11 protein-coding genes and 1 pseudogene are annotated in these 11,070 nt (G+C 70.9%); 3 read left to right on the top strand and 9 right to left on the bottom strand.

The annotated features are described in order from the left end of the window. Positions 1-24 precede the first annotated feature (24 nt). The 6 genes and pseudogenes from prcA to arc all read right to left on the bottom strand — a co-directional run bounded on the left by prcA (position 25) and on the right by arc (position 5,713). Complete coding sequence (prcA, locus tag ACFU7Y_RS30010; protein WP_224281063.1) at positions 25-780, bottom strand: proteasome subunit alpha; 756 nt, start codon at positions 778-780, stop codon at positions 25-27. A gap of 31 nt (positions 781-811) precedes the next feature. Further along, complete coding sequence (gene prcB / locus ACFU7Y_RS30015) at positions 812-1,609, bottom strand: proteasome subunit beta (RefSeq protein WP_263455073.1); 798 nt, start codon at positions 1,607-1,609, stop codon at positions 812-814. Continuing rightward, positions 1,606-1,683 (bottom strand): annotated as a pseudogene (locus ACFU7Y_RS30020) (recombination endonuclease VII); the annotation flags it as partial. The gene prcB and the pseudogene ACFU7Y_RS30020, both read right to left, overlap by 4 nt. A gap of 131 nt (positions 1,684-1,814) precedes the next feature. Beyond that, complete coding sequence (locus ACFU7Y_RS30025; protein WP_188299085.1) at positions 1,815-2,033, bottom strand: ubiquitin-like protein Pup; 219 nt, start codon at positions 2,031-2,033, stop codon at positions 1,815-1,817. Positions 2,034-2,206: 173 nt separating this feature from the next. Beyond that, positions 2,207-3,718, bottom strand: a complete 1,512-nt coding sequence (gene dop, locus ACFU7Y_RS30030; protein ID WP_224281061.1) for a depupylase/deamidase Dop — start codon at positions 3,716-3,718, stop codon at positions 2,207-2,209. A gap of 228 nt (positions 3,719-3,946) precedes the next feature. Continuing rightward, positions 3,947-5,713 carry a proteasome ATPase gene (gene arc / locus ACFU7Y_RS30035; RefSeq protein WP_224281060.1) on the bottom strand — a complete coding sequence of 589 codons (1,767 nt, stop codon included), beginning with the start codon at positions 5,711-5,713 and terminating at the stop codon, positions 3,947-3,949. A 286-nt stretch (positions 5,714-5,999) separates the two neighbouring features. Between arc and ACFU7Y_RS30040 the strand changes: the two genes are divergently transcribed. Continuing rightward, entirely contained in the window at positions 6,000-6,302 is a 303-nt protein-coding gene (locus ACFU7Y_RS30040) for a ferredoxin (protein WP_224281059.1), read from the top strand. An 8-nt stretch (positions 6,303-6,310) separates the two neighbouring features. On the opposite strand, the gene ACFU7Y_RS30045 is transcribed toward ACFU7Y_RS30040, so the two are convergent. The 3 genes from ACFU7Y_RS30045 to ACFU7Y_RS30055 form a co-directional block, all read right to left on the bottom strand. Then, positions 6,311-6,967, bottom strand: coding sequence for a hypothetical protein (locus tag ACFU7Y_RS30045; protein ID WP_380770287.1), 657 nt, complete (start codon positions 6,965-6,967; stop codon positions 6,311-6,313). Between the two features lie 83 nt (positions 6,968-7,050). Then, positions 7,051-8,010, bottom strand: a complete 960-nt coding sequence (locus ACFU7Y_RS30050) for a tRNA (adenine-N1)-methyltransferase (RefSeq protein WP_224282031.1) — start codon at positions 8,008-8,010, stop codon at positions 7,051-7,053. A 46-nt stretch (positions 8,011-8,056) separates the two neighbouring features. Further along, positions 8,057-9,274, bottom strand: coding sequence for a site-2 protease family protein (locus ACFU7Y_RS30055; protein WP_374120029.1), 1,218 nt, complete (start codon positions 9,272-9,274; stop codon positions 8,057-8,059). Positions 9,275-9,435: 161 nt separating this feature from the next. Here ACFU7Y_RS30055 and ACFU7Y_RS30060 point away from each other — a divergent pair, with 161 nt between their 5' ends. After that, complete coding sequence (locus ACFU7Y_RS30060; RefSeq protein WP_224282027.1) at positions 9,436-10,335, top strand: RecB family exonuclease; 900 nt, start codon at positions 9,436-9,438, stop codon at positions 10,333-10,335. Further along, positions 10,336-11,007 carry a response regulator transcription factor gene (locus ACFU7Y_RS30065; protein WP_188299078.1) on the top strand — a complete coding sequence of 224 codons (672 nt, stop codon included), beginning with the start codon at positions 10,336-10,338 and terminating at the stop codon, positions 11,005-11,007. Positions 11,008-11,070: the final 63 nt, after the last annotated feature.

An 11,070-nucleotide genomic window follows, 5' to 3' on the forward strand; every position in this document is an offset into this window, starting at 1 on the left:
CCGTACGGGACTCCGCAGGCACTGCTACACCGGCGTACCGCCCGCCGGGTTCTCCTCGTCGTCCGCCTCGGCGGACTGGTCCCCATCGAGCAGCCGGCCCAGCTGGTTGCCCAGGATCCGCTTGAACTTGCGCTGCTGGAACCGCTGGCGGTCGAGGACCGCGACCTCCAGTTGTTCCGGCGTGAGGCTGCGCGGGCTGCCGCCGTTGGGGTCGCGGGCGAGCGAGTCCACGGCGAGCTTCACCGCCTCGGTGAGGCTCATGCCGACCCGGTGCCGCTGGCCCAGGTAGTTGCCGATCGAGTCGGCGTTGCCGCCGACCACCACGTAGTTCTTCTCGTCCACGACCGAGCCGTCCGGCGTGAGCCGGTAGATCTGGTCGTTGTCGCCGGTGCGGCCGACCTCGGCCACGATCAGCTCGACCTCGTACGGCTTCTCGCCGACCGAGGAGAAGATGGTGCCCAGGGTCTGGGCGTACACGTTGGCCAGGCCCCGGGCCGTGACGTCGGCCCGGTCGTAGGAGTAGCCGCGCAGGTCGGCGTAGCGGACGCCGCCGATGCGCAGGTTCTCGAACTCGTTGTAGCGACCGACCGCCGCGAAGGCGATCTTGTCGTAGATCTCGGAGACCTTGTGGAGCGCCCTGGAGGTGTTCTCCGCGACGAAGACGATGCCGTCGGCGTAGGTGAGCACGACCACGCTGCGGCCGCGCGCGATGCCCTTGCGGGCGTACTCCGCGCGGTCCGCCATGGCCTGCTGGGGCGAGACGTAGAACGGTGTCGACACCGGCGGTCGTCCCTTTCCTGTGAGGTGGTGGCTAGATCAGCGGGGCCTGCGGGCCGTTGGGCCGGGCCCGGCGCTCGTCGGTGACGGCGACGGCGACCTCCGTGACCTCCGCCTCGGTGAGCCGGCGGAAGCCGTCCTCGGTGATCAGCGAGACGATCGGGAAGATCTTGCGGGCGAGGTCCGGGCCGCCCGTGGCGGAGTCGTCGTCCGCCGCGTCGTACAGCGCCTGGACGACCATGGTGACGGCCTGGTCGGCCGTCAGGTCCTCGCGGTAGAGCTTCTTCATCGAGCCGCGCGCGAAGACCGAGCCCGAGCCGGTCGCGGTGAAGCCGCGATCCTCGGAGCGCCCGCCGGTGACGTCGTAGCTGAAGATCCGGCCGCGGCCGAGGTCCAGGTCGTAGCCGGCGAACAGCGGCACCACCGCGAGGCCCTGCATCGCCATGCCCAGGTTGCCCCGGATCATGGTGGTGAGCCGGTTGGCCTTGCCCTCCAGGGAGAGCGTGGTGCCCTCGATCTTCTCGTAGTGCTCCAGCTCCAGCTGGAACAGCCGGACCATCTCGATCGCGAGGCCCGCGGTGCCGGCGACGCCGACCGCGCTGAACTCGTCGGCCGGGAAGACCTTCTCCATGTCACGCTGGGCGATCACGTTGCCCATCGTCGCCCGGCGGTCACCCGCGATCACCACGCCGCCGTCGAAGACCGCGGCCACGATCGTGGTCCCGTGCGGGGCCTCGATCACGGCCCCCTCGGGCAGCCCTCGGCGGCCGGGGACCAGTTCCGGCTTGTGCTCGGCGAGGAAGTCGATGAACGAGGACGACCCCGGGGTCAGGAAGGCAGCCGGTAGACGCCCGGTGCCACGAGTGTTGGCTTCCACACGATTCCTTCCAGGTAGCTTGAAGCGCGCGCTGCCCGCACCCTACCCGCCCGACGATCGCTGTCCATGGGTGGAGGGGCCGGTGCCGGACGGCCGGACGGTGCTCGCCGCCCGGCCGCCCCGGACGGTCGCGACCGTGAATTCGGAATGCCGGGCCGGGCTATTGCCCGCCCTTCTGGACGAATCCGCGGACGAAATCCTCGGCGTTGGATTCGAGGACCTCGTCGATTTCGTCCAGCACCGCGTCGACGTCGTCGCTCAGCTTTTCCTGGCGCTCCTTGAGGTCGTCGGAATTCTGGCTTTCCGCGGCCTGCTCCTCGACCTCCTCGGAGGAACGGTTTGCCCGCTGCTGGCCGCCGCCGGTGTCCTTGCTCGCCATTTCCCTCACCCCGCTCGATTCGTCTGGCACGGTTCGGTCGCTGCTGCTGCACCGACCCTATACACAAGGTGCGACTGCCGCTCCCGGTTTGCCGGTGGCGCTTCCTGTCCAACACCCGCTGCCACCCCGGATGATTCCCATTCGGCGGACGTTCACCCGTGGTGATCGAAAAGTTACCCGCCGGACAGCACCCGGAGCAGGTCCTCGGCCGTGCGGCAGCGGTCCAGCAGCTCCTTGACGTGGTTGCGGGTGCCGCGCAGTGGCTCCAGGGTGGGCACGCGCTGCAACGAGTCCCGGCCGGGCAGGTCGAAGATCACCGAGTCCCAGGAGGCCGCCGCGACGTGGTCCGCGTACTGTTCCAGGCACCGCCCGCGGAAGTACGCCCGGGTGTCCTCCGGGGGCTTGGTGACGGCCCGCTCGACCTCGTCCTCGGTGAGCAGCCGCTCGAACCGCCCACGGGCCACCAGACGGTTGTAGAGGCCCTTCTCGGGCCGTACGTCGCTGTACTGGAGGTCGACCAGGTGCAGCCGCGGGTTCTCCCACTCCAGGGCGTCCCGGCTGCGGTAGCCCTCCAGGATCTCCCGCTTGGCGATCCAGTCCAGCTGCCGGGACAGCGACATCGGGTCGCGCTCCAGTCGGCCCAGGACGTCCTCCCAGCGCGCCAGCACGTCCACCGTCTGCTCGTCCGCGTCGGTCCCGAAGCGGTCCTCGACGTACTTGCGGGCCAGTTCGAAGTACTCCAGCTGGAGCTGGACGGCGGTGAGCCGGCGCCCGTTGCGCAGGGTGATCAGGTGCTTGAGCGTCGGGTCGTGGGAGACCCGGTGCAGGGTGCGCACCGGTTGGTCGACGGCGAGGTCGGCGGCGATGAACGAGTCCTCGATCATCGACAGGACCAGCGCGGTCGTGCCCAGCTTCAGGTAGGTGGAGATCTCGGAGAGGTTGGCGTCCCCGATGATCACGTGCAGCCGGCGGTACTTCTCGGCGTCCGCGTGCGGCTCGTCGCGGGTGTTGATGATCGGGCGCTTGAGCGTCGTCTCCAGGCCCACCTCGACCTCGAAGTAGTCCGCCCGCTGGCTGATCTGGAAGCCGTGCGCCGAGCCGTCCTGGCCGATGCCGACCCGGCCGGCGCCGGTGACCACCTGGCGGGAGACGAAGAACGGGGTGAGGTGGCGGACGATGTCGGCGAACGGTGTCGCCCGCTTCATCAGGTAGTTCTCGTGGGTACCGTAGGAGGCGCCCTTGTTGTCGGTGTTGTTCTTGTACAGGTGGATGTTCTGCCCGTTGGGCAGCTCCAGCGCGCGTTGCGCGGCGTCCGCCATGATCCGCTCGCCGGCCTTGTCCCAGAGCACGGCGTCGCGCGGATTGGTCACCTCGGGCGAGCTGTACTCGGGGTGCGCGTGGTCCACGTAGAACCGGGCCCCGTTGGTGAGGATGACGTTGGCGAGGCCGATGTCCTCGTCGGTCAGCTGGCTGGCGTCCGCGACCTCGCGGGCCAGGTCGAACCCCCGTGCGTCGCGCAGCGGATTCTCCTCCTCGAAGTCCCAGCGGGCCCGCCGTGCCCGGTGCATCGCCGCCGCGTACGCGTTGACGATCTGGGACGAGGTGAGCATGGCGTTGGCGTTGGGGTGCCCGGGCACGGAGATCCCGTACTCGGTCTCGATGCCCATCACGCGCCGTACGGTCATGCGGCCCTCCTTGCCCGGTGCTCCACCCCCGACGGGCGGAGCACGCTGACGTACCGCCGAACAACACCGACGCCGGCCATCTGCCCGCGGACGGTGGGTCGAGCCTAGAACCCGGCGCCGACCGGCGGGCCCGGAGACGCGCCGTCCGGCTGCGGGGCCGCGAGGCGCCACAGCCGGACGGTGTGCGTACAGCTCCGGGGACCGCTGGCGGCCCGGACAACCGCGTGCTTACAGGTACTGCCCCGTGTTGGCGACAGTGTCGATCGAGCGGCCGGACTCGGCGCCCTGCTTGCCGGTGACCAGCGTGCGGATGAAGACGATCCGCTCGCCCTTCTTGCCGGAGATGCGGGCCCAGTCGTCCGGGTTGGTGGTGTTCGGGAGGTCCTCGTTCTCCTTGAACTCGTCCACGCAGGCGGCGAGCAGGTGGGAGACGCGCAGACCGCGCTGACCGTGGTCGAGGAAGTCCTTGATGGCCATCTTCTTCGCGCGGTCGACGATGTTCTGGATCATCGCACCGGAGTTGAAGTCCTTGAAGTACAGGACCTCCTTGTCACCGTTGGCGTAGGTGACCTCCAGGAAGCGGTTCTCCTCGGTCTCGGAGTACATCCGCTCCACCACCGACTGGATCATCGCGACCACCGTGGCCTCGACGGAGCCGTCGTGCTCCTTGAGGTCGTCCGGGTGGAACGGCAGCGAGTCCTTGAGGTACTTGGAGAAGATGTCCTTCGCGGCCTCGGCGTCCGGGCGCTCGATCTTGATCTTGACGTCCAGGCGGCCGGGCCGCAGGATCGCCGGGTCGATCATGTCCTCGCGGTTCGAGGCGCCGATGACGATGACGTTCTCCAGGCCCTCCACACCGTCGATCTCGGCGAGCAGCTGCGGGACGATGGTGTTCTCCACGTCCGAGCTGACGCCGGAGCCACGGGTGCGGAACAGCGACTCCATCTCGTCGAAGAAGACGATGACGGGCGTGCCCTCGCCCGCCTTCTCCCGGGCCCGCTGGAAGACCAGGCGGATCTGCCGCTCGGTCTCGCCCACGTACTTGTTGAGCAGCTCGGGGCCCTTGATGTTGAGGAAGTAGCTCTTCCCCTGGGGGCGGCCGGTGACCTCGGCGACCTTCTTCGCCAGCGAGTTGGCGACCGCCTTGGCGATCAGCGTCTTGCCGCAGCCGGGCGGACCGTAGAGCAGCACGCCCTTGGGCGGGCGCAGCTCGTACTCCTTGAACAGGTCGGCGTGCAGGTAGGGCAGCTCGACCGCGTCGCGGATCAGCTCGATCTGGTTGCTCAGGCCGCCGATCTGACGGTAGTCGATGTCCGGGACCTCTTCGAGGACCAGCTCCTCGACCTCGGACTTCGGCACGACCTCGAACACGTAGCCGGAGCGGGGCTCCAGCAGCAGGGCGTCCCCGGCCCGGATGGTCAGCCCGCGCAGCGGCTCGGCGAGGCGCACCACGCGCTCCTCGTCGGTGTGCCCCAGGACCAGGGCGCGCTCGCCGTCCTCCAGGATCTCCTTGAGGGTGACGATCTCGCCGATGCTCTCGAAGGCCATCGCGTCCACGATGTTGAGGGCCTCGTTGAGCATCACTTCCTGGCCGCGCCGCACCTCGTCGAGGGCGACGTTGGGGCTGACGTTCACGCGGAGCTTGCGCCCACCGGTGAAGATGTCGGCGGTGCCGTCCTCGTTCGCGTCGAGGAAGGTGCCGAAGCCGGCCGGGGGCTGTGCCAGCCGGTCCACTTCCTCCTTGAGGGCCACGATCTGGTCGCGGGCCTCGCGCAGGGTGGAGGCGAGCCGTTCGTTCTGGGCGGTCACGCCCGCCAGGTTGGTCTGGAGCTCGACGATCCGCTCTTCGAGGATCCTCGAAGAGCGCGGCGAGTCGGCGAGCTTGCGGCGCAACACGGCGATTTCCTGCTCAAGGTACGAGACCTGAGCGGCCTCGTCGGAACCACGAGCGGGCCTGCCGGTGCTGCGGTTGTAGTCGTCATCGTGGGCTGCCACGGTCCTCACCTCCTCCGGGGAGCTGGACGCTTCCAGACCCTACCTGGGACCAGGGGTCCGTAAACCCCTAGATCAAGAAAGATGGAACGGGCGTGTCCGATCTTCGCCCCAGCGTGCTTCCCCTCTGCTAAGGGGGATACCCACCGCGCACGGCCCAAAGCGGGCCGGATGTATCGTCGAGCGAAGTGATATCCGATCGCGACCACAAGTCGAGGTCCGATCGTTGTACGAATGGCGGGATTGCTCCAGGAATAGGGGCGACCCGGGACAGAAACGGCAGGGGACCATGTCGGTGACCGAGCAGACCGCGGCGGCCGAGGAGCTGGAGGTGTGGATCGACCAGGATCTGTGCACCGGCGACGGCATCTGCGCGCAGTACGCACCCGAGGTCTTCGAACTCGACATCGACGGACTGGCCTACGTGAAGGGGCCGGACGACGAGCTGCGCCAGCAGCCCGGGGAGACGGCCCCGGTGCCGCTGACGATCCTTCAGGACGTGGTGGACTCGGCGAAGGAGTGCCCCGGCGACTGCATCCACGTGCGCCGGGTCACCGACCGGGTCGAGGTGTACGGACCGGACGCGGAGTAGTCGGTCCGTCACACGGCGGAGACCGGGGCGGCGGTCTGGGAGCGTTCCCAGCCGCCGCCCTTGTGCGTCCAGGTGAGGTCGAGTGAGATGTCGGGCCGGAACCGCGGCACGTCCTCGCTCGAATACCCCTGCGCGTGTCCGGTGACGGCGCCGTCCGAACGCACCGCGATCCGACTCACGGTGAGGTTCTCGCGCTCGGTGAGCAGCGTGGCCACCACCTCCGGGCGCTCACCCGGGCCGAAGCCGAGCAGGAAGACGGCGTCCGGCGGGGTGCCGGTCTCGGTGGCGCAGTGCGCGGCGACCACCGTGCCGGGCCGCCCGTCGCCGAGTCGCGCGGGCACGCTGAGCGCCGTCTTGACCGGGAACGGGCCGCAGTCCAGCGGGAGTTGGGCGCGGGACGGATCGGGGGCGGCGCTCGCGGCGAGGGCCTTGGGGGTGGCGTGCGCGGACACCGGGGTGCCGGTCGCCGGGGACGCGGCGAGCGCGGCCCCCACCACCGCGCCGCAGCCGGCCAGGGCGACGGCCCAGTGCCAGGGGGCGGTGCGCGCGTGCCCGGGCCCGGAGCGGCCCCGCGGTGTCTGCTGTCCAGCCGTCGCCGTCGTCCCGACCGCGGTCTCCACCAGGCGTCCCCTCCAGAGCTCCAGAAGCCAAGGCGTGTCGAGCATCGTCCCACACCGTGACCGGCGGGATGCGAAAGGGGTGGTACGAGCGATGTGCTCGTACCACCCCTTCTCGGTGGGTTCGGGGCTCAGCCCAGGTCGGGCTGCTCCGCCTCCGCGTCGCGGGCGGCCTTGCGGGCGGCGGCACGCTCCTGGAGGGTGGGCTCGGGCGCCCCGTTGTCGTAGTCCTCGCCGTACGCACCCTTGGCCGGGCGGCGGCGGCGCAGCGGCGGCTCCACGCCGTCCGCCAGGCGGCGGGCGGTGAGCAGGAAGCCGGTGTGGCCGATCATCCGGTGGTCCGGGCGGACGGCCAGGCCCTCCAGGTGCCAGGTGCGGACCATGGTCTCCCAGGCCTGCGGCTCGGTGAAGGTGCCGTGGTCGCGCAGCGCCTCGACGGTCTTGGACATCTGCGTGGTGGTGGCCACGTAGCAGCAGATGAGGCCGCCGGGGACGAGCGCCTTGGAGGCGACGTCCAGACACTCCCAGGGGGCCAGCATGTCGAGGATGACGCGGTCGACGTCGGTCTCGACCAGGTTGTCCTGGAGGTCGCCGACGGTGAGCTTCCACGCCGGGTGCGGGCCCCCGAAGTAGCGCTCGACGTTCCCCTGGGCGATGTCGGCGAAGTCCTGCCGGCGCTCGTAGGAGGCCAGCATGCCGTGCTCGCCGACGGCGCGCAGCAGGTACATGCTGAGCGCGCCCGATCCGACGCCGGCCTCGATCACGCGGGCGCCGGCGAAGATGTCGGCCATGGCCAGGATCTGCCCCGCGTCCTTGGGGTAGATCACGGCGGCACCGCGAGGCATGGACAGGACGTAGTCGGGGAGCAGGGGGCGCAGCGCGAGGTACGGAACGTTCCCCGTGGTGCGCACGACCGTGCCCTCGGGAGCGCCGATCAGCTCGTCGTGCGGGAACGCACCCTTGTGGGTGTGGAACTGGTTCCCGGCCTGGAGCGTGAACGTGTAGTGGCGACCCTTGGGGTCGGTCAGCTGGACCTGGTCCCCGACCTGGAAGGGCCCGCGTCGGCGGGCGGCACCGGTCGGTTCGGACATGCGGCCAATCCTAAGGGAAGCGGAGCGGCTCGCAGGACGCGGGTGATCAGCGGCCGGTGACGGCGGCGGTCAGCCGCTGCTCGATGTCGCTGAGCGAGGCGACGCCGTACACCCGGCCGTCCGGCTCGACCACCAGGTACTCCCCCGCCGGGGTGGCCTGGACGGCCCGCAGCAGGTCCTCGCCGCCGAGGTCGGCGCTCAGCCGCAGCCCGGGCTCCAGGTCACGGGCGAGCGGGCCGACGGCCACCCAGGGGCGGCGGTGCTCGGGCACCGACCGGACCGCGGACTCGCGCACGAGGGCGATCGGCTCGCCCCGGCCGTCCACCACGATCACCGCGCCGGCCTGGGCCTCGCGGGCGCGGCGCAGCGCCTCGCCGAGCGGGGTGTCGGCGGTGACCTCGACGGCCCGCCGGGCCAGCTCGCGCAGCAGCAGACCGGGCAGCGCCTCCTTGAGCCGGGCGTTGCGCAGGCTGCCGGTGGCCCCGTTCCAGATGATCGCGGCGAGCACCGCGGCCAGCACCGCGTCCACCAGGGTGTCGGTGGTGGTGCGCTCGACCCCGCGGGCGGCGCTCAGCAGCGGCAGGCCGATCAGCACGGCGACGGCCAGCCCGCGGCCGACCCAGGCGGCGGCCACCGTGCCGGTCATCGGCTTGCCGCTGATCGCCCAGACGACCGCGCGCAGCATCCGGCCGCCGTCCAGCGGCAGGCCCGGCAGCAGGTTGAAGGCGGCGACCACCAGGTTGGAGACCATCAGGCCGGTGAGCAGCACTCCGGGCACGGTGGACAGCTCCACCGCCCGCACCGCGAGGTAGAACACGCCGCCGAGCAGCAGCGAGAGCAGCGGGCCGACGAAGGCCAGCCAGAACTCCCGCCAGGGGCTCTCCGCCTCGTTCTCGATCTCCGAGACGCCGCCGAAGAACTGGAGCTGGATCCGCCGTACCCCGAGCTTGTAGCGCAGCGCGACCAGGGTGTGGGCGAGCTCGTGCACCAGGACGGAGGCGTAGAAGGCGACCGCGAAGGAGAACGCGACCAGGTAGCGGGCGCCGCCGAGGTCGGGCAGCACCTCGCCCAGCTGTCCGCCGAACACCCAGGTGATCAGCACGGCGATGACGAACCAGGAGGGGGTGACGTAGACGGGCACCCCGAAGGGCCGGCCCATCAGGAGGCCGCCGCGGTGCTCGGGCGGCGGCCCGGCCGGACGCCCGCCGCCGTCCTGCGGTGGCTGGTCGGAGGGTTGCTGCCCCCTGCTGTCGCTCACCGTGATCCCTTCGGTCGTCTCCCCCGTCGTGCCCCGGTGTGCCCACGCTACGTGATCGCGGCCCTCCGGCGCTGCGCGGCCCTCCTTCTGGCTTCATACCCGCTCACCCGCCGTCGTGGAAGCACCGTGGCAGCGGGATGACAGCAAAGGGCAATAGGGTCATAGCCATGCAGCACACCGAGACCAGCAGTGCCACCGGACGCCCGGCGGCACCCCCGACCGGGCTCTCCCCGTCCCGAGCGGGGGACTTCCTCACCTGTCCCCTGCTGTACCGGCTGCGGGTGATCGACCGGCTGCCCGAGCCGCCGAGCTCGGCGGCGACCCGGGGCACGCTGGTCCACGCGGTGCTGGAGCGGCTGTTCGACAGCCCGGCGGCCGAGCGGACGCCGGAGCGGGCGCTGGGCCTGCTGCGCCCGCAGTGGGAGCGGCTGCTGGGCGAGCGCCCGGAGCTGGGCTCGCTGTTCCCGGACGACCCGGACGGCGCGGCGCTCACCCGCTGGCTGGCGGACGCCGAGAAGCTGGTCGGCCAGTGGTTCCGGCTGGAGGACCCGACCCGGCTGCACCCGGTGGAGCGGGAGCTCTACGTGGAGACGGCCCTGGAGTCGGGGCTGCTGCTGCGCGGCTACATCGACCGGGTGGACGTCGCCCCGACCGGCGAGGTCCGGCTGGTGGACTACAAGACCGGCCGGGCGCCCTCGCGGGACTTCGAGGGCAAGGCGATGTTCCAGATGAAGTTCTACGCTTTGGTGGTGTGGCGCTGGAAGGGCGTGATCCCCAAGCGCCTCCAGCTGGTCTACCTCGGCGGCGGCGGGGACGTGGTCAGTTACGACCCGGACCAGGCGGACCTGCTCGCGGTGGAGCGCAAGCTCCAGGCGCTGTGGGAGCGGATCAGCCAGGCGGTGGCCACCGGGGACTTCCCGGCCACCCGCAACCGTCTCTGCGACTGGTGCGACCACCAGGCCAGCTGCCCGGAGTTCGGCGGCACTCCGCCGCCGTACCCGCTGCCGCTGGCCCGTACGTCGGATGAGAGCGATCCCACGGGGGATCCGATGAGCAAGGAGTCCTAGGTGACGATCCGAGTGCTGCTGGTCGACGACCAGCCGCTGCTGCGCACCGGTTTCCGGATGATCCTGGAAGCCGAGTCCGACCTCGTGGTGGTCGGCGAGGCCGGCGACGGCCAGCAGGCGCTGGACCAGGTGCGGGCGCTGCAGCCCGACGTGGTGCTGATGGACATCCGGATGCCCAGGATGGACGGCGTCGAGGCGACCCGCCGGATCGCCGGCCCCGGGCGGGACGGTCCGGCCAAGGTGCTGGTACTGACCACCTTCGACCTGGACGAGTACGTCGTGGAGGCGCTGCGCGCGGGCGCCAGCGGCTTCCTGCTGAAGGACGTCCCGGCCGAGGAGCTGGTGCAGGCGATCCGGGTGGTCGCGGACGGCGCGGCGATGCTGGCGCCGAGCATCACCCGCCGGCTGCTGGACATGTACGCCACCAAGCTGCCCTCGGGCGACGAGGCGCCGCCGCAGGCGCTGAGCGCGCTGACCGAACGCGAGCTGGAGGTGCTCAAGCTGGTGGCGCGCGGGCTGTCGAACGCGGAGATCGCGGCCGAGCTGTTCGTCAGCGAGACCACCGTGAAGACCCACGTGGGCCACGTGCTGACCAAGCTCCAGCTGCGCGACCGGGTGCAGGCCGCGGTGTACGCCTACGAGAGCGGGCTGGTGCGCCCGGGCGCCCTGTAGGCGGCCTCGGCGGCCCGGCGGGGCCGCGGAAACGTCACGGCGGCCCGTCCGCTTCCCCCGTAC

The organism is Kitasatospora sp. NPDC057542 (genome assembly GCF_042801945.1).
Classification (GTDB): Bacteria; Actinomycetota; Actinomycetes; order Streptomycetales; family Streptomycetaceae; genus Kitasatospora.